This is a genomic window from Histophilus somni 2336, assembly GCF_000019405.1.
Classification (GTDB): domain Bacteria; phylum Pseudomonadota; class Gammaproteobacteria; order Enterobacterales; family Pasteurellaceae; genus Histophilus; species Histophilus somni.
This window is the reverse complement of the sequence record NC_010519.1, coordinates 1743061-1761050: the sequence shown is the minus strand read 5'-3', so window position 1 is coordinate 1761050 and position 17990 is coordinate 1743061. Positions and strand designations below refer to the sequence as shown.

18 protein-coding genes and 1 pseudogene are annotated in these 17990 nt (G+C 35.8%); 6 read left to right on the top strand and 13 right to left on the bottom strand.

Features of this window, described 5'->3' with window-relative positions; genetic code table 11:
• Positions 1-33: 33 nt before the first annotated feature.
• From HSM_RS07890 to ydiJ, 5 genes are all read right to left on the bottom strand, one after another.
• Positions 34-1080 carry an extracellular solute-binding protein gene (locus HSM_RS07890; RefSeq protein WP_012340672.1) on the bottom strand — a complete coding sequence of 349 codons (1047 nt, stop codon included), beginning with the start codon at positions 1078-1080 and terminating at the stop codon, positions 34-36.
• Positions 1081-1222: 142 nt separating this feature from the next.
• Complete coding sequence (hemH, locus tag HSM_RS07885) at positions 1223-2182, bottom strand: ferrochelatase (RefSeq protein WP_167591114.1); 960 nt, start codon at positions 2180-2182, stop codon at positions 1223-1225.
• An 11-nt stretch (positions 2183-2193) separates the two neighbouring features.
• Positions 2194-2709: an HdeD family acid-resistance protein gene (locus HSM_RS10645; protein WP_075290441.1), complete on the bottom strand. Its 516-nt coding sequence runs from the start codon at positions 2707-2709 to the stop codon at positions 2194-2196.
• A 94-nt stretch (positions 2710-2803) separates the two neighbouring features.
• Complete coding sequence (locus HSM_RS07880) at positions 2804-3226, bottom strand: hotdog fold thioesterase (protein ID WP_012340668.1); 423 nt, start codon at positions 3224-3226, stop codon at positions 2804-2806.
• A 16-nt stretch (positions 3227-3242) separates the two neighbouring features.
• Positions 3243-6338: a D-2-hydroxyglutarate dehydrogenase YdiJ gene (ydiJ, locus tag HSM_RS07875; protein WP_012340667.1), complete on the bottom strand. Its 3096-nt coding sequence runs from the start codon at positions 6336-6338 to the stop codon at positions 3243-3245.
• 161 nt (positions 6339-6499) lie between these two features.
• Here ydiJ and HSM_RS11180 point away from each other — a divergent pair, with 161 nt between their 5' ends.
• Positions 6500-6967: a hypothetical protein gene (locus tag HSM_RS11180; RefSeq protein ID WP_012340666.1), complete on the top strand. Its 468-nt coding sequence runs from the start codon at positions 6500-6502 to the stop codon at positions 6965-6967.
• Between the two features lie 239 nt (positions 6968-7206).
• Here the strand turns inward: HSM_RS11180 and HSM_RS07865 are convergent, their stop codons facing one another.
• The 7 genes from HSM_RS07865 to HSM_RS07835 form a co-directional block, all read right to left on the bottom strand.
• Positions 7207-8187, bottom strand: coding sequence for a hypothetical protein (locus HSM_RS07865; RefSeq protein WP_012340665.1), 981 nt, complete (start codon positions 8185-8187; stop codon positions 7207-7209).
• 245 nt (positions 8188-8432) lie between these two features.
• Positions 8433-8969: a hypothetical protein gene (locus HSM_RS07860; protein ID WP_012340664.1), complete on the bottom strand. Its 537-nt coding sequence runs from the start codon at positions 8967-8969 to the stop codon at positions 8433-8435.
• A 9-nt stretch (positions 8970-8978) separates the two neighbouring features.
• A complete protein-coding gene (locus HSM_RS07855) occupies positions 8979-9581 on the bottom strand; it encodes a hypothetical protein (protein ID WP_012340663.1) in 603 nt (200 codons plus the stop codon).
• 165 nt (positions 9582-9746) lie between these two features.
• Positions 9747-10259, bottom strand: coding sequence for a hypothetical protein (locus HSM_RS11175; RefSeq protein WP_012340662.1), 513 nt, complete (start codon positions 10257-10259; stop codon positions 9747-9749).
• Positions 10260-10284: 25 nt separating this feature from the next.
• Positions 10285-10803, bottom strand: a complete 519-nt coding sequence (locus HSM_RS07845; protein WP_012340661.1) for a hypothetical protein — start codon at positions 10801-10803, stop codon at positions 10285-10287.
• A 9-nt stretch (positions 10804-10812) separates the two neighbouring features.
• Complete coding sequence (locus HSM_RS07840) at positions 10813-11031, bottom strand: hypothetical protein (RefSeq protein WP_041605117.1); 219 nt, start codon at positions 11029-11031, stop codon at positions 10813-10815.
• A 185-nt stretch (positions 11032-11216) separates the two neighbouring features.
• Entirely contained in the window at positions 11217-11615 is a 399-nt protein-coding gene (locus HSM_RS07835) for a hypothetical protein (protein WP_240731007.1), read from the bottom strand.
• Positions 11616-11801: 186 nt separating this feature from the next.
• On the opposite strand from HSM_RS07835, the pseudogene HSM_RS11170 reads away from it, so the two are divergent.
• A pseudogene (locus tag HSM_RS11170) lies at positions 11802-11959 on the top strand (IS1595 family transposase); the annotation flags it as partial.
• A gap of 528 nt (positions 11960-12487) precedes the next feature.
• Complete coding sequence (locus HSM_RS07830) at positions 12488-13612, top strand: IS1595 family transposase (protein WP_012340660.1); 1125 nt, start codon at positions 12488-12490, stop codon at positions 13610-13612.
• Between the two features lie 321 nt (positions 13613-13933).
• On the opposite strand, the gene ribA is transcribed toward HSM_RS07830, so the two are convergent.
• Positions 13934-14584, bottom strand: a complete 651-nt coding sequence (gene ribA / locus HSM_RS07825; RefSeq protein WP_011609198.1) for a GTP cyclohydrolase II — start codon at positions 14582-14584, stop codon at positions 13934-13936.
• Between the two features lie 92 nt (positions 14585-14676).
• On the opposite strand from ribA, the gene HSM_RS07820 reads away from it, so the two are divergent.
• The 3 genes from HSM_RS07820 to HSM_RS07810 all read left to right on the top strand — a co-directional run bounded on the left by HSM_RS07820 (position 14677) and on the right by HSM_RS07810 (position 17978).
• Positions 14677-15414, top strand: coding sequence for a phosphatase PAP2 family protein (locus HSM_RS07820; protein WP_012340659.1), 738 nt, complete (start codon positions 14677-14679; stop codon positions 15412-15414).
• A gap of 35 nt (positions 15415-15449) precedes the next feature.
• The gene (gene nagK, locus HSM_RS07815; RefSeq protein ID WP_012340658.1) at positions 15450-16367 is read left to right on the top strand and encodes an N-acetylglucosamine kinase; all 918 of its coding nucleotides are present in this window, start codon (positions 15450-15452) and stop codon (positions 16365-16367) included.
• 171 nt (positions 16368-16538) lie between these two features.
• A complete protein-coding gene (locus HSM_RS07810) occupies positions 16539-17978 on the top strand; it encodes an alanine/glycine:cation symporter family protein (protein WP_012340657.1) in 1440 nt (479 codons plus the stop codon).
• The last annotated feature ends 12 nt before the right edge of the window (positions 17979-17990 follow it).

Below are 17990 nucleotides of genomic sequence, written 5' to 3'. Positions count from 1 at the left end.
GGGATCATTCATGAGTTCTTTTCGGGGAAGTATTTATTGCATATTTTTTAATTTTTGATAATAAGTTTCATAAAGTTCAGCCGCCTCTCCTACATCTACTTGCCATTGACTTCGATCAAGCACTTCTTGCGGTAAGAAGATACCTTTATTTTCGGTTAATTCTTTTGGCAAGCGTTCGAGAGCGTTGAGATTTGAAGTAGGATAGCCTATTTCGAGCGTTAATTTTTCGGAAACATCCGCACTTAACAGGTAATTGATGAGTTTGTATGCCGATTCAACATTTTTAGCTGTTGCTGGAATGGCTAAATTATCAATCCACAACATGGTTCCTTCTTTTGGATAAACAATTTTAATCGGTACGCCTGCATTTTGTGCGACACGAATAGATCCGTTCCAAATCAAGCCGACATCTGTTTCACCGGTAATAAAGGTATTTGCGGGATTATCAGAGTTAAAAACTAAAATATTAGGACGTAGCTTTAATAATTCTTGATAGGCTTTTTCTATTACCTTTGGATCTTGGGTATTTGGATTTTCCCCCATTTTTAGTAATGCAATATTAAATAGTTCTCTTGGGTCATCCAGCATTTGCAGTTTATTTGCAAATTCAGGGTTCCATAAATCACCCCAAGATTGCAGTTGTTCCGGATTTTGACTGTCCGTATTGTATCCGATACCGGTTGCACCGAATAGTTGGGGGAGAGAGTATTTATTACCTTTGTCAAAAGGTCTATCCAACATATTAGGATCAAGTTCCTTTATCACCGGAAGTTTACTATGATCCAATTCCTTTAACATACCTTCTCTTGCCATTTTAGAAACAAAATAGCTGGTTGGTGCAATAACATCATATCCACTATTTTTACCCAACGTTTTTAGCTTGGCATACATTGTTTCATTGGATTCTAAACTGGATGCAATAACTTTAATGCCTGTTTCCTTAGTAAAGTTTTCTAATAATCCTTCAGGGACATATTCACTCCATGTATAAAGATACACAGTATTATCACTGGCATTCGCTGTTTGAATCGCTCCGAGTAAAATCAGATTAGCTAAAGTCATTTTAGTTAATTTTTTCATCTCAATTTCCTTTAATTCGTTGAGAGTTAGAAAGATAAATCAGCAAATTTAACTGACAGTGGTATGCGATGACGGGGCATTTTAAGATTAATGTTTTTAGATGTAAATAGAGTATTTTACAGCTCTATTTTACCAGTTGATTTTATAATCTACTTGAGATTAATTTATACATCATTTCAATATGTTGCATTTCTGCATTAAGTGCGGGAATATATTGAAAAGACGCTCCCCCATGAGAGAGAAAAATTCTTCGATTTTCTTCATTAATTTCTTCGATTGTTTCTAAACAATCTGCGGAAAATCCGGGACAAACCACGGCAACTTTTTGTATATTTCGTTGATAAATATTTTCCAACACTTTATCCGTATAAGGTTGCAACCATTCTTCTTTTCCGAATCTTGATTGGAACGTCATTTGCCACTGATTTTCACGCAAGCCTAAACGTTCTACTACAGCTAAAACTGTTTCATGACAATGTTTACGATAATAATCTCCTTCATTTTCATAGCGTAACGGTATGCCATGAAAAGAAAAAATTAAGTATTCATCCGGTTTGTGTTTAGTGTTAATACTATTTACCAGTGCCTCGATATAATCTTCATGTAAATGGTATGAATGAATAAACTGAAAAGGCACAATGTTGCGTTGTTTTTTTAATGCCTGTGCAAAAGCATCAAAGACAGCACCGGTAGTTGTACTGCTATATTGTGGGAAAAGGGGTAACAAGATGATTTCATTCACGTGCTTTTTCAATAGTTTTTCAACCGCACTTTCCATTGACGGGTTACCATACGTCATTGCAATTTCTACTGTTGCATTAATCCGGTGTTCATCGAAGTGGGATTGTAACGCTTGCTTTTGTTGATTGGAAATGACAAGTAAAGGAGAACCTTTATCTGTCCAAACGGTTTGATATATTTTGGCGACCCGAGCTGATCGGCGAGGCAAAATAATGCTTTTAAGTAACGGATACCAACGCCATTTAGGTAGATCCACTACACGTGGATCAGTCAAAAATTGCCATAAATAGCGAGATAATGCTTTAGGAGTGGGTTCATCGGGTGTACCTAAATTGGCAAGAATAATACCGATTTTTTTCATTCGGTAGCCCTCTATTTCTCTTTCATCAGTTGAACGATTAGGAGTTGAATCCCGTTGGTTACTACTGCCAATCCCAGCAATAGATTGAGTGCCAATATAGCTCTGAGAGGTTCTACTGAAATGGATAAGCCAAAAAATACGAGAAAAATCCCCAGCACAATGCCTACCCATTTTGCTACATCTTTTTGTTTGGCGGCATAATATATACCGACAATCCCCTCAAATATAAACCAAAAGGCGACTAAATAAAATACAAGTGCATTGGTAAATGAAGGGTTGGTTAAGAATATCACGCCAAGAATCATTAAGACGATGCCGGCGGCTAATTCTGTTTTATCAAATGGTTGGGTATTTTTATGTGATTTATAACATTTAAAGAGGGAAAATAACCCCCTGAGCAAAACTGCCCATGCAAGGTACGAAATAATTGTCAATAAAGTCAATAAGGGACTGTTTAATATAAATATCCCCACTAAAATAAGCCCTATGCCTAGCACTACGCCGAGTATTTTATTGTCTTTTTTCATTGTATAACTTCCTAAATTATTATCTTGTGATGTCAATGGTAAATCATGCGTTGTGGATTGGTGTTAATAGCCAACGAGCAACGTTATTTAATTGTTAATTAATTGCTATCACACTTAATGTTAGTCTTGAGCTACAACAAATTTTCCGTTCTTCATCGTAAAGATTGATTTGCCAAACGTGAATATTTTTTCCTATCCGAATTGGTGTTGCTCTCGCTGTCACTTTTCCTTTTGTAGCAGGGCGTAAATGGCTTGCATTGATTTCTGCACCAAGTACCGCTTGATTTTCATCAACACAACAAAAACCTGCCGCTGACCCTACTGTTTCAGCTAATGCACAGGATATACCGCCGTGTAAATATCCCATAGGTTGAGTTGTTCTATGATCTATGGGGAGAGTTGCTTCAAGCCAATCATCACCTTGAGCAGTGAATTCTATACCTAAATGTGCAACGGCACAATTGGCGGTTAATTGGTTAAGCTGATCTAATGTGTAGTTTTTTTTCCAAATTTTCATAACAAGTTCTTTCTATTTAAATAATTGATAATAGGGCTTGAATAGGATGCTTAGGTTGCCAATGGAGCATACGTTTAACTTGACTGCGACAAGAATACCCCGTAGCTAAACAATAATCAGGATTTTTTCCTTGTAATTTTTTAGCCCAGGATAAATGGTAAATTTCTTTTGACATCTCTAGGTGTTGAATTTCATGCCCAAACGTTCCTGCCATACCGCAACAACCAACATTTTTGGTTTGTAATTCTTGTCCAAAAGCTGAAAAAATTTGCTGCCATTCTTTTGCATTGTTCGGTAGTGTAGTACTTTCCGTACAATGTGGAAATAAATACCATTTTTGTTGACTTTCTTTATTAAAAGTGCGGTTATTTTTTTGCATAATTTGTGTAAGTTTATGCTCAAGTTTCCCTGAACTTAATTCTTGTTTCAACCACTCATGAGCAGTGATAACATTAAAATCTCCTCTTTCATCACCGAGAATTTCTTTATATTCATCACGATAAGAAAGAACAATGGCAGGATCAACACCGACCAGAGATAAACCGAGTTTACTTATCTTATTGAGGAAGTCCGCTTGATTTTTTGCAGTTTTGGCAAAACGTGCTAGGAATCCCTTTATGTGCATTGCTTTACCATTAGGTTTAAAAGGCAGAACAATTGCTTTGTAACCTAATTTTTGACAGAGTGCTACAAAATCAGCGACGACTTTTGCATCATAAAAAGAGGTAAACGGATCTTGAACAATCAATAAAATATTTTGTTTTTCTACCGCACTTAGATTTTCCAGTTGCTCCAATGAATAACCTTGATAATTTATTTCAACTAACTGTTGTTGCAAAGAGGGAACAGACAATGAGGGTAAATCAGTCATCCCTAGCAGATTTTCAGCCAAAGATTGAGTGAGTTTAGCCGTTGTAAAAAAGTTGAAAAATTTCGGTGCTTTTGCCATTAAAGGTGCCATCATTTCTACATTTGCAACCACATAATCTTTCAATGGGCGTAAATAGCGGTTATGGTAAAAATAGAAAAACTTGGCACGAAAGCTGGGCACATCAATTTTAATTGGACATTGCGTAGCACAAGCCTTACAGGCTAAACAAGTATTCATAGCCTCTTTAACTTCGTGAGAAAAATCGTATTCCCCTCGTTTTTGGGCAACCGTATTGCGAATTTTTTTGACAAGATCTGTTAATTTCACTTCGACTTTACGAAAATTCAGCTGTTCAGGCGAGATATTTTCATTTGCCATCAAACGCAACCATTCACGAATTATTGCTGCACGCCCTTTGGGCGAAAATAGCCGGTTTTTGCTGACTTTCATAGACGGACACATGGCACTGTGAACATCAAAGTTAAAGCATAATCCGTTACCATTACAATTCATCGCACCGGAAAATTCCTCTCGCATTTGAATGGGGATTTGACGATCTTGATCTGCCCGCATTGGCGACAAAATGGAGTAGAGTTCTTGTTCAGAATAAAGTGCGGTACAAATTTTACCCGGATTTAAACGATTATTCGGATCGAATAAAAATTTAATGTAGCGTAATTCTTGCCATAATTCCGGAGTAAAGAATTTTTCACCGTATTGTGAACGCATTCCTTTTCCATGTTCTCCCCAAATTAAGCCACCATATTTTTTTGTTAAATCTGCTACTTGATCAGAAATAGTTTTGAATAGCAAAACTTGTTCTTTATTACATAAATCTAAAGCGGGGCGTACATGTAGAACACCTGCATCGACATGTCCAAACATACCGTAATCTAGGTGATGTTTATCTAATAATTGACGAAACTCACTAATATAGTTGGCTAGATTTTTAGGCGGTACGCAACTGTCTTCCACAAAAGGAATAGGTTTTTTATTGCCTTTGCTATTACCTAATAAGCCCACCGCTTTTTTTCGCATAGCATAAATTCGTTCGATGGAAGGAAGATCTGAGCAAACTTGATAACCGATAATGTTATCTTGTTGTTGAGCTATTTTATCGTCTAACAGTTGGCATAAGTGAGATACTTGTTTTTGAATTAAGGTGCGGTCGTTTCCTGCATATTCAACAATATTTAAACCTAAAATTGGGTTTTCTTTTTCTTCCGTAAGTAATTCATGTACAGAATGCCAAATAATATCTTGTTTGGCTAGATTTAGTACTTTGCTATCAATGGTTTCAACGGATAATGCTTCAACCGCCAGCATGAAAGGTGCATTGCGTAATGCTGCATCGAAAGAGCTATATTTGATGTTGATTAAAGTGCGGTATTGAGGAATAGGTGTTAAGTCTAAAACCGCTTCGCAAATAAAAGCTAATGAACCTTCAGATCCGGTTAAAATACGACTAAGATTAAATTCGCTTTGATCTTCGTTAAATACATTTTTTAAATCATAGCCGGTTAAAAAACGGTTTAATTGAGGCAAATCAGTGAGAATTTGTGAGCGTTTTTGTTGACAGCGTTGAAAGATTTCTTGATGAAGTTTTTGTCCTGTTGATGATAAATGCTGAATATTTTGTAAAAATTCATCAGATTTGACCGCACTTGTTTCTAAAATTTCTCCATTCATTAAGACAGATTTTAGTGCTAGTACATGATCTGAAGTTTTACCATATTTTAGAGAGCCTTGTCCGGAAGCATCAGTATTAATCATTCCGCCAATAGTAGCTCGATTACTGGTAGAAAGTTCCGGTGAAAAAAACAACCCGTAGGGTTTTAAAAATTGATTGAGCTGATCTTTAACAACACCGGCTTGTACACGAACCCACCGTTGCTCCACATTGAGTTCCAAGATCTTTGTCATATAACGAGAAAGATCAACGATGATATTATGGTTAATTGCTTGACCATTGGTTCCTGTACCGCCGCCTCTTGGCGTAAAGGTAAGAGATTGGAAATTTTTTTGTTGAGCCAGCTTTGTAAGGCATACCACATCGTTTGTTGTTTTAGGAAATAAAATAGCTTGTGGAAGTTGTTGATAAACACTGTTATCGGTTGCTAAACTTAAACGTTCTGCATAATTTGTCGCTATATCACCTTCAAAATGTTGCGTTTTTAATTTTTCCAAATAGGCAGAAACTAAAGGATCAAGTTGAGGAATATCTTTTAATCTAGGGAGCATTATCTTACCTATATTTGTTCGTAACCGTTGTATCGGGTTAAAAATGCAAAATGGATTTTAACACAGAATTAAGCGGTATTATGTAGCAGTTGCACAAAGACCAATTAACTAAATTTGACTAAAATCCTTGTGGTTATTTTACATCATAAGGATTTTTATTTATGGCAAGAATGAGTGGGGAAACCCTTATTCGGCAGAAAATTGCTGAACTTACTCAACAAATTACTCACTTTGAGCGATGTATTGAAAAGGCGAAAGAGCATCAAGTAACTCTACAACAAGCCTTAGTGGCATTACAGAGTGATCCGTTTTCAAGTCCTATCAAGAGGAAAGCTAAATCTATTGGTAATGGAAATGTGATTTCAATATACGCTTATCACCCTAGCGATTATATTGCAAAAGTGTTTAAACATTACCCAAACCAATGGATGTCAGCGAAAGAGATAATGTTTAAAGCATTTGAGATTGAAGGGAAAAGAGAGCATAAATCTCAGCATCATTCAATTGTAACTGCCTTTTCACACGCATTAAGAAGATTACAAGAGAAAGGCATTGTTGAGAGACAGGTTTTGCAAGAGAAATCTTCGGTTAAGGTAATTCAGTGGCGATTAAAAGAGATTGCAACGTAGAAATAACAGTGATAACCATTATTTCTCGGTTTTTAATCGCCATAAAGCCATCTTGTGAGTCTTGTCTGACTGTCGTTCTACAATGCCTTTTTTGAGCAACCTATCCATTGCCGCATGAACATTCTTAATATAGGTGCGATTTACAGGGGTATTGGGTTGGTTATCTGCTATGAGGATTGCTTTTGTAATTTCTTCAACACGCCAATAACGATGTGGCTCTGTTTTGAGTAAACGGATAATTAAGGTAGCTGAATTTGTGGTAAAACGGCGGCGGCGAGTACGATATTGGAATTGTGCCGTATCGTATCTCCACCACCAGCAAGCCAGTTATCTTGCTCATCGCCTCGTAGGGTATCATGACCATTGCCTGCTTGGATGTTTTCAACGCCTAATGTCACCGCACTTAAATCCCGATTGACATCATCAACGGCTGTCCAACCTGTCGTGCCCTGAATTAAACCCGAGGCTTCCGTCACGGTTTTCTTACCGCCATTGGCATTGCTAATACGATGTCCTCTCGGGTTGGCTAAAAAGTTTACCGCCACCACTTCTTGTTGTTTACCATTGCGAGTAAAACTGCCTTTTGCTAATAATTCATTGCCATTAAAAAGTTGTCCGCCTTTCTCTTCATAATCTAATTTGATAGCGGTAATGCCTAATTGTTTAAGGGTTTTTAATTCTCCCTTATCTGTTACGCCATTGTGATTGGCATCTTGCCACACATGCACGGCATTAAAATCCCTGTCTTTGCTATCAAATACATTATCTTTATTACTATCTAAACTTTTTAACGCCTCAAAACCATTAGCAAAACGCTTTTCACCTGCTTCGCTATTACGTCCTGCTCTGCCCGCATAATATTCAGAAAAGACTTCCGACATATTGTCGATTTTGCCGTTGTTGTTTAAGTCCCTCACCAATAATCCATCTTGATGGCTTAACCAACCTGTTTCTTCTAAAGAGCCACCGTCATTATCAATATCAAATAATACCGGTTTTTCGGTATAACTCACCGCTCTTGCACCATCGCCGTTTAAATCAAGGATAAGGGGATCGACAGGTAAGCGAGAATAACCAAAACCTTTTACTTTATTAAGCAGTTTTGGATCTTTAATAAAAGAATATTTTTCATTAAGGACGGATTTATTATCATTGTCAAAAATACCTTTGGAGAGATTATAGTTCGATACTCTAAAACCATTAGTGGTAATATTCGACATGGAAACTGAAAACGGATCGTTATGTTTATTTAATATATCTTTGTCCAGTAGGGCATAGAGTGCAGGAGAAAGAGAAACCGCATCATTATTAGAGTTTTTATCTAGGATTGGGGTAGTGGAAATGTCGAAATTGTTGGTTGGGGTTTTGTTAATTGGAGTAGTTGGTGCTGTTCCTATTACGGATGTATTTACAAGTTTACCATGTCTATATTTTTCAGTTGTATAAATATTATTTTTTATTAATTTTAGCCCTGATATTCCAACACCTGTAAATTCCGTGTGTGTTGACCCGAATTATTTGTATCATCGAAAAAAGATGAAGATGTTAAATGATGAGTTAGATCAATCTCATTTGGACTAATAAGATTTTTTTCTTTATTTACTCCCATTGCAATTAACGCTGAAGCAACAGCTGTAACACAGTTATGAGAGTCAAGATTATATCTACTAAAATCAAATCTCCCTCCTGAATACTCTCCTGTTTTTTTAAAATGCGTAAATCTTTTATACTGTTCTTCGGTAATTTCAAATTTGATAATAGTATTTGCGTGAACATAGGCTTGGTTGTCATCATCAACTTTTCTTCCTACATCAAATGCTTTAGCATTCTCCGAAGCAAATCCAAAACCTTCAACTTTACCGTCAGAACCTTGAATAGAAAGCCAAGCATGTCCCCCTATTGACGAGATTTTATCTCCTTTATCATGATCATTTCGATCTTCCTGAAAAGTATATTCAGTTCCGACTTCTGCTAATTTAATTTCGACAATATAATTACCCATGATATCTCCTTAAAAACGATATGTTTTTTTTAAATGTGCATCACCTAGAACAAGTTTTGATTTTAAATTTGCTTGTCTAATATCAGAATAAAGAACTTCAATTTCTATTAAATATCTATTATTAGGGAAAAATCTTAGCCAACGTTGTCCTGTGAGTACATCAGCTCTATAATGATAACACCAAATATTTTGTAGGGTTTCATTGCATACATGGCTGGAGTTCTTGTTTTGAAAAGATAATACATTCTCATACACTTCATCTGTTTCTAGATTTTTTACTCTAGTTTTTATTACTGGTGCTGGATAAAGATACCCCTCTTTAATTTTACTTATATGTTCAATACCATCATTTAACATTAAGTTTTTTAGATGACTTTCATATTCTTTATTAAAACTTATTCCCTCTATCTCTAATGACCATGTTTGCTCTTTTAAACTTGCATCTGGAGGGATATATTCAAACACGTATTTATAGCCTTTTTGTAATTTAAGAGGAATATTTACGTCAGGCAAAAACGACTCATGTGCTTTATATATAAAATAACCCCATTTCCCAGCCCAAAGTAAGAACCAGCCTAAAAGTACCCACAATACAATACGAATAAAAGACATCAAATTTTCCTAAGTTTTGGTATAAAAACCTCTTTAGCGAGTATAAGGAATTTTTCAAAATAGCAAACAACTAAATGCTAAATTTGTGATCTGTCTTGCAGTTTATTTTACAAAAAGTTAAATGATGTTTAATTAGGTTTTAATGAGGGGGGATTAAATAGTTATTTAGGCTTGGAAGGAGGGAAGTTGTGGCTTAAAATTATTGGTTACTGGTACTTGATAGTTCGTAATATCTTTAAAATTCAGCTTCTCAATATTGCGTAAAAAGTCCGTACCATCTCGTCCTTGTTTGGTGTCGCTAATTAATAAGCCATCACCCATTTTAGTGATTTTATAGTCAGCAAAATTACCCGAGAACTCGGCAACATCTTCGCCTTCTCCGCCATCTAAATAATCATCACCACCTTCACCAAGCAAGGTATCTGCCCCGTCGCCACCGTATAACATATCATCATCGGAGCCACCGAAATTTGTTTCTGAATAATCGATGTCATCTGTTTTAGTAATGTTCTCTATTCCACCTAGTGTTGAATTCTCTCCTTTTCCCCAGCCAAAACTTTTTCTGTTGCCATGTTCATCTACTAATACATAGAAAATATGCCCAGCAACAGAAGAACTATGACCTTTATATGAGGTTCCTCTTTCTGCTATTTTAACTTCTAAAGTATATTTTTTCATAATAATCACCTACATTTATCTTAATTTAAGGAATGGCATGTGTTATAAAAATACGTAAATATAAATATTTATACTTGCTATTATTTACATCTACACTTTCAACATTAACCTTATAACACCCTGATTTAGGAAAAATATATTCATTTAGTGTTACAGAATTATATTTTTCTCTCGACTTATCTCTGATGTCTTGAGGGCTGTTATAAAATAATAATTGGTTTTTATCATCATATATAGATATATAAAAATCAAAATCATTTAATAAAACGCTTTTTGTCTCAAATGGTTTTAGCGATTTATCTTTTAGATCAATATTAATTGCATACTCACCAAAAAAACTTTTATAAGGGATACATATTTCTTCTTTTATATTAAAACCATTGCTATTCAAAACTTTTGTTCTTTTAATTGGAAATATTATTTGTTCAAATTCAGCAATCACCATTCTAACAACTACTTCACTAAGCCAAAATGAATAAGGATAGGTAGAAATAAATATAATCGTAATAATACTTAAAAATACGGCAAGAATCTTTTTTTTCATAATATCTCTCTATGTAAAATATTTATTTTTAACAATAGTCCCTGAATAGCCACTAGCCGTGTTTGCTTGATGAGCGATTATTTCATAAGTATCTGTAAATTTTTCAGCTTGAGTAGCGGATACTTCAGCCTTTTTTATTAAGGTTTTCTGAATTTCCTTAATATTATTTATTTCAGAGAATTCGCCATACGCAGCAGCAGCCAACAACGCCAAATTATCATTAGACATATCTTACCTCTCTAGTTATTTTAAATAATCTTCTATCAGATCTGAGCCATCTGACATAGCATTTTTATTACAATCAAAACTCCCCGATACCCCAAAAAAAGGATCACGGAAATAGCCTCTTATGATATTATACTGGACCATTCTTTTTTTTAAATTTTGATCGTATAAGATAAATGTATTATGCCCTAGTATCTTTTTGGGATATATATATTTAAGTAAGGGTATTTACTATTAACCTCACTTAGCCAATGTCTATCACCATTAAAATACATTACTGGCTGATATACCCCCTTATTCTTTATAAAAAAAGGATCTTTTTCTGCTTTTCCCTCAATAGCTGGATAATGTATCCACTCAGTATCTTTTAATGATTCATTAACGCCCGATAGTTTCCTCCATTCTTCGGGGGTTAAAAAAACTTCTAGCTCTTTGCCTTTCCACATATCACAACGGAAAGGAGTGATGATTTGAACAAGAAGTAAATCTGCTAACCAAAGTAATAATAGAAGTAAAAATGCTAATGAAACACAGCAACAAGGATGTTTGCGAAAATGCTGTTTTAACCTACTAAAAAAATTACACATTATTCTGCTACCTTTACTATGGATTTTCTAGGAATAATTGGATAAAGGAAATACGTTTATAACACAGGAAATAGGTATAGAAAACAACCAGATGTTAAATTAGTGATCTGTCTCGCATTTTTTATAAACAGGAATTTAAGGAAAAAAATAAAGGGAAATGATATAAAAAAGATTACTTGAGTTTTTGTGCTAGAAGTGACTGCTCGTTCAGTTTCGAATATACTCGAAGTCAGGATCACCATTTATCTCTTGAAACCGATGAAATTTTTGAGGGAAACATTGAGTTAGATGAAAGCTATTTTGGCGGTCATCGCAAAGGGAAAAGAGAGCGAGGGACTACTGGAGTTATAAAGATACTTACCGCATCTATGATGCCCCTGATGTGAGTGAATTTCACCATGAGCGAGTTTAACATTGGAATACTTAAAAGGTAGCTTAAAACCTTGCGAAAATGGTGTGAAATTTAGGTCTAATCGACTTCAGCCCTCAAAATATTATTCATAATCATATAAGCAAAGGCAGCGGTATTCGTTGTCTTTTCTTTATCTATTTAAGGTTGAATATCTATATAATTCACTCTATAATCAAGAATACTTCAAATTTTTGAAGATAGACAATTTGCTAGAACACCCTTTATAGCATGTATGTTTGTTATATAAGGCGTACATGTGCTGTTTCATTACGGTTTAGGGCTAAAGCCCCGCTAAACTAGATAACTTCACTGGTGAGTTATCAAATTTCGCCATTCCTATGGTGCTTATGCTAGGTATTCGAAGCAATCAAAACGCTTTGAGCCGACCTGAAAATTCAGGTGGGCGATTTTTTATATCTGGCATTTGGCTTTGAGTACCTTGTACACACAAGGAATACTTATGGCACAGCACTATCTGCTTTCTAGCAAATCTAAGAATTTAAATCTCAAAAAAATCTTCCGTTTAAGCGAAGATGAAGCCTTTCAACTTTTAAAAGCAAATCGTTGGGGAAACCCTGATAATATCCGTGATGTGTGTTGTCCACATTATGGTGTTCGTCATCACGCTTATTTCCTCGAATCTCGTAAGTGTTGGTGCTGCAAACATTGTAAACGTCATTTCTACATCACAACAAATACGGTATTTGCTTTTCATAAATTACCGCTCGTTGATTTACTTGCTGCCATCGCCCTATTTGTCAATAGCGTAAAAGGTATTTCCGCTATCACAATGAGCCGCCACTTAAATATCAATTACAAAACCGCTTTTGTTTTGTGTCATAAACTGCGTGAAACCCTATTCAAAACTCGTGATTTAAGTCCATTACAAGGCGAAATTCACGAAGATGGGGCGTGGATAAACTTTAGGCTCAGAAAACCTAATTTCCGTAAAAACAGATATAAACAGAGAGACAAAAAGACAAAACTTCCCAAATTCCGCCCGACTAAACGCTGTATTATCAACTTTAGCCAACGAGCCTCCAACGATGAAAATCTGTGGGGTTCAAACCGCACCCTTGTTGCAATGGATTACAGTGAAAGTGCCGAAACCATTTTGAAAATGAATCATCAATTTGTTAAAAGTGGCAGCCATATCATGTGTGATGAAAACCCTGCTTATTCAGGTTTAGACTTTCACTACACACGTTGGTCAGTCAATCACCAAGAAGCGTATAGCTATCAAGGCATCAACAATAATCTTGCTGAATCCTTCAACGCTCGCTTTCGTGATTTACATCGTGGCGTACACCATAAATGTGATAATAAATACGCCCTACATTACGCCAATCAAGCTGCCTTTATGTCGGATAGCCGTCAAAAGTCTAATGGTGAGCTGTTCAATGATATTCTTAAACGCTGTTTATGGGTATTGCCATTAAGAGAATGGGTCGGCTATTGGCAAGGTAATCATCGAACCCAAGAGCTTATTGGTATAACCGCTTTCAGTCCTGAAGAAATCTCCCAAACCTACTTCAAAAATCTCAATGAGATGATGAAGTATGAACAGGAATTACTTGCAGCTTAACTTTTAATTGCAAAATCACATCCCGATTTGCATCAGGGAAAATTGCTTACCTTTTACAAGGTTGAGCGGATTGGTTACGTCTGCGGTAAGGAAATTTTGTCTAATGTGTGGGAAAATGAGTTAGAATTAAGCAAAAGAAATGCCCTTAACTCTGTTTTGGGAGTTAAGGGCATCAGAAATTTTATTGCGGTCAAAATTGAATTTTGGTCTTTGTGCAACTGCTACATAATACCGGAATTAAGTGAGAAAGATTAAATAGAAAAATAAATTATTGGACAACTTAGTTAAAAATATAGGTTGGGGAATGCCAACCTATGAAAATTATTTTTTCGGAATTTCTTCTTGGCAATGCGGACAAGCGATTAAATGTTGTTCATTATTATGCACAATAAAGTGTCCCATTTTTTTTGCTTTCGTATCTAGATATTCTGTGTTATAGCGGTTTTCACCTACATTCAATGGCACTCGCTCCACAATATTGATACCGGATTTTTTCATGGTTTCAATTTTATTCGGATTATTTGTGAGCAGACGTACTTGTTTCACCCCCAGTAATGCAAAAATATCGGCACAAACCGAAAAGTTGCGTTCATCAGCAGCAAAACCTAAAGCAAGGTTCGCCTCAATCGTATCCAATCCTTGATCTTGCAAAGCGTAAGCTCGAATTTTATTAATTAGTCCAATACCACGCCCTTCTTCACGATGATAAATCAATACTCCTCGTCCTGCTTCGCTGATTTGGCGTAATGCGGTCGCCAGTTGGAAACCGCAATCACATTTTAAGCTATGTAAAGCGTCGCCGGTTAAACATTCTGAATGGATACGTGCAAGAACAGGTTTATCATCATTAATATCGCCCATTACAAGAGCAACATGTTCTTTTTGAGTATCAGGAAACTCAAAGCCGACAATACGGAAAATTCCGAACTCGGTGGGTAATTTAGCTTCAGCAACTAACTGAATTTTGGACATAATAAAATACCTATACTTATTTTTAGCTTTTTATAACTTGATAATGTTAAAATGCAAGAGCCTTATATAAGTTCATTTTATGAGTTATCAAGATGTTAAAACGTTTTTCATTATATACTTTATTACTTTGCGTTGTACCAATTTTTACTTACTTCATTGATTGGCACTGGCAATCTAATGAAGTTGCCTCGCTTGATTATTTTTTATATTTTTTAACAGAAACGGGTAGCACACCTTATGCAATTATCACTTGTATTGCATTTGCTTTATTTTATTTCGTTGCAATTCGGGATAAAAAACAGGCAATATGGGCAATTGTGATTATGGCATGTTCAGTTATTTTGACTCAAGGCATTAAGAGCGGTTTAAAAACAATGTTTTCTGAACCTCGTCCTTTAGTGCAAGAAATAGTGCAGAATTCAGACATGAGTACAGATGATTTTTATGCACAAAAACGCCATGAGCGGAAAAAAATAGTGTATCAATATTATCAAGAAACAAAGACAAAACAGACCACACCTGATTGGTTGATCGAACATCATGCTAATGAAACAGGTTATTCTTTCCCTTCCGGACATACAATGTTTGCGGCAACTTGGCTGCTATTAGTTGTTGGATTTGCACAATTACTTGGTCATCGCAACCCTAAAATTAAATTGCTAGTACCTGTTGTAACTGTGTGGGCGGTGTTAATGTTAGTGAGTCGATTACGCTTAGGTATGCATTATCCTATTGATCTATTGGCTTCTATTTTAATCGCTTGGTTTGTGCATTTGATTATATTTGCTTATTTACAAAGAAAAGATATTTTTGTTTTTGACAAGATATAAAAGTGCGGTTGGTATTGGTTATATTTGGAGGATTTATGTATTACGGATTTGATATTGGTGGCACAAAAATTGAGCTTGCTGTATTTAATGAAAAACTGGAGAAACGTTATTCCGAAAGAGTGGATACACCCAAAGACAGTTATGATGAATGGTTAAATGTCATTACCCATTTAGTGCAAAAAGCCGATGAAAAATTTGCCTGTAAAGGTACAGTTGGCATCGGCGTTCCCGGATTTGTTAATCAGGAAACCGGTATTGCAGAGATTACAAATATTCGTGTTGCTGACAATAAACCTATTTTAAAAGATCTATCTGAGCGTTTAGGTAGAGAAGTGCGGGCGGAAAATGATGCAAATTGCTTTGCCTTGTCAGAGGCTTGGGATAAAGATAACCAGCAATATCCTGTCGTATTAGGTTTGATTCTAGGTACCGGTTTTGGCGGCGGTTTAGTATTTAACGGCAAAGTTCATTCCGGGCAAAGCGGTATGGCGGGCGAATTGGGGCATTTGCAACTTAATTATCACGCCTTGAAATTGTTAGGTTGGGATAAAGCACCTATTTATGAATGCGGTTGTGGCAATAAAGCATGCTTGGATACTTACTTATCCGGTCGTGGTTTTGAAATGTTGTATCGTGATCTACAAGGAAAGGCGTTATCCGCTAAAGAAATTATTCGGTGCTTTTATGACAAAGACGAAAGTGCGGTTAAATTTGTTGAACTTTTTATTGAGCTGTGTGCGATTTCAATTGGCAATATTATTACCGCACTTGATCCGCATGTGATTATCTTAGGAGGAGGCTTGTCCAACTTTGATTATTTATATGAAGCATTACCTAAAGCATTACCGCAGCATTTAATGCGTACAGCGAAAGTACCGTTAATTAAAAAAGCAAAATTTGGTGATTCCGGCGGTGTACGAGGTGCGGCCGCACTCTTTTTATCACGAGATTAGTATTTTTTCAAAAGTAGAACCTCCTTTTATTGTTTTTTATTTAATTAAACGCTTTAATATTAGATTTTTTCTAATTGAAGAATATTTATTTTATATTTTAATTATTTTTGTTTTTGTTTTTTTTAAATTTGTATTTAAATACTCACGTTTCAATTTAATGGGAGGTAGATTATGTTTTCAACTATAATAATAAACATTGAACAAGCACTAAGTTGGTTTGTTGATAAATTTGATGGACCACTATGGGATTTAGCGACTATTACATTACTTGGTGTAGGTGTGTTTTTTACGTTAGCAACCGGCTTTATTCAATTACGTTTATTTCCACAAAGTTTGCGTGAAATGTGGTTTGGACGGGCTGTTCAAGGACAATCTTTAACGCCATTTCAGGCATTTACTACTGGTTTAGCCAGCCGTGTAGGTGTGGGTAATATCGGAGGCGTTGCAACGGCAATAGCACTTGGCGGGGAAGGTGCTGTCTTTTGGATGTGGGTAACGGCGTTGATTGGAATGTCCAGTGCATTTGCTGAATCTTCTTTGGCTCAGTTATTTAAAGTTAAAGATAAAAACGGGTTATTTCGTGGCGGACCTGCCTATTATATTACAAGAGGATTGAAAGCTCCTTGGTTGGCAGTATGTTTTGCAATTGCTTTAATATTTACGTTCGGATTTGCGTTTAATGCAGTTCAATCCAATGCTATTGTTGAGGCAACAAAAAATGCTTGGAAATGGCAACCGCACTATGTCGGGTTAACTCTCGTTATCGTAACGGGGTTAATTATTTTTGGTGGAGTGAAACGTATTGGTAAAGTTTCTGCTCAGATTGTTCCTATGATGGCGTTGTTTTATCTAATCATTGCGGTGATTATTTTAGGTATGAATATTGAAATGGTACCGACAGTAATAAGTCGTATTATTCAGAGTGCCTTTAATTTTGATGCGATGGCTGGCGGTATGTTCGGTGCAATTTTTTCCAAAGCAATGCTAATGGGAATTAAACGGGGACTTTTCTCCAATGAGGCTGGTATGGGTTCGGCACCGAATGCAGCAGCCTCGGCAGATGTCAAACATCCGGTAAGTCAAGGGTTGATTCAAATGCTTGGTGTGTTTGTTGATACCATTATTGTGTGTACTTGTACTGCGGTGATTATTTTATTGTCAGATAATTATGGTGGCGAACAACTGAAAAACATTTCATTAACCCAATATGCTTTACAGTACCATGTCGGTGAATTTGGCTTACATTTCTTAGCTTTTATCCTATTGTTATTTGCATTTTCTTCTATTATCGGAAACTACGCTTATGCAGAAAGTAACATTCGTTTTATTCGCAATAAACCATTGTTTATTCTCACTTTCCGTTTAATTGTGTTGTTCTTTGTGTATTTTGGTGCAGTCAATTCAGGAAATATTGTATGGAACTTTGCAGATACGGTGATGGCGATTATGGCATTAATTAACCTTGTGTCTATTGTTTTATTGGCACCGATAGTTATGTTGTTGCTAAAAGATTACCGCCAACAGCTCAAAGCGGGTAAAGATCCTGAATTTAAAATTGAACAATACCCTCAATTACTTCGTAAAGGCGTTGATCCTACTCTCTGGAAATAAATTAATTTTTCA

Excerpts from the sequence above, each read along its gene's own strand:
- HSM_RS07890 (WP_012340672.1), bottom strand. The coding sequence starts at position 1,080 with ATGAAAAAATTAACTAAAATGACTTTAGCTAATCTGATTTTACTCGGA.
- hemH (WP_167591114.1), bottom strand. The coding sequence starts at position 2,182 with ATGAAAAAAATCGGTATTATTCTTGCCAATTTAGGTACACCCGATGAA.
- HSM_RS10645 (WP_075290441.1), bottom strand. The coding sequence starts at position 2,709 with ATGAAAAAAGACAATAAAATACTCGGCGTAGTGCTAGGCATAGGGCTT.
- HSM_RS07880 (WP_012340668.1), bottom strand. The coding sequence starts at position 3,226 with ATGAAAATTTGGAAAAAAAACTACACATTAGATCAGCTTAACCAATTA.
- ydiJ (WP_012340667.1), bottom strand. The coding sequence starts at position 6,338 with ATGCTCCCTAGATTAAAAGATATTCCTCAACTTGATCCTTTAGTTTCT.
- HSM_RS11180 (WP_012340666.1), top strand. The coding sequence starts at position 6,500 with ATGGCAAGAATGAGTGGGGAAACCCTTATTCGGCAGAAAATTGCTGAA.
- HSM_RS07865 (WP_012340665.1), bottom strand. The coding sequence starts at position 8,187 with ATGTCGAATATTACCACTAATGGTTTTAGAGTATCGAACTATAATCTC.
- HSM_RS07860 (WP_012340664.1), bottom strand. The coding sequence starts at position 8,969 with ATGGGTAATTATATTGTCGAAATTAAATTAGCAGAAGTCGGAACTGAA.
- HSM_RS07855 (WP_012340663.1), bottom strand. The coding sequence starts at position 9,581 with ATGTCTTTTATTCGTATTGTATTGTGGGTACTTTTAGGCTGGTTCTTA.
- HSM_RS11175 (WP_012340662.1), bottom strand. The coding sequence starts at position 10,259 with ATGAAAAAATATACTTTAGAAGTTAAAATAGCAGAAAGAGGAACCTCA.
- HSM_RS07845 (WP_012340661.1), bottom strand. The coding sequence starts at position 10,803 with ATGAAAAAAAAGATTCTTGCCGTATTTTTAAGTATTATTACGATTATA.
- HSM_RS07840 (WP_041605117.1), bottom strand. The coding sequence starts at position 11,031 with ATGTCTAATGATAATTTGGCGTTGTTGGCTGCTGCTGCGTATGGCGAA.
- HSM_RS07835 (WP_240731007.1), bottom strand. The coding sequence starts at position 11,615 with ATGTGTAATTTTTTTAGTAGGTTAAAACAGCATTTTCGCAAACATCCT.
- HSM_RS07830 (WP_012340660.1), top strand. The coding sequence starts at position 12,488 with ATGGCACAGCACTATCTGCTTTCTAGCAAATCTAAGAATTTAAATCTC.
- ribA (WP_011609198.1), bottom strand. The coding sequence starts at position 14,584 with ATGTCCAAAATTCAGTTAGTTGCTGAAGCTAAATTACCCACCGAGTTC.
- HSM_RS07820 (WP_012340659.1), top strand. The coding sequence starts at position 14,677 with ATGTTAAAACGTTTTTCATTATATACTTTATTACTTTGCGTTGTACCA.
- nagK (WP_012340658.1), top strand. The coding sequence starts at position 15,450 with ATGTATTACGGATTTGATATTGGTGGCACAAAAATTGAGCTTGCTGTA.
- HSM_RS07810 (WP_012340657.1), top strand. The coding sequence starts at position 16,539 with ATGTTTTCAACTATAATAATAAACATTGAACAAGCACTAAGTTGGTTT.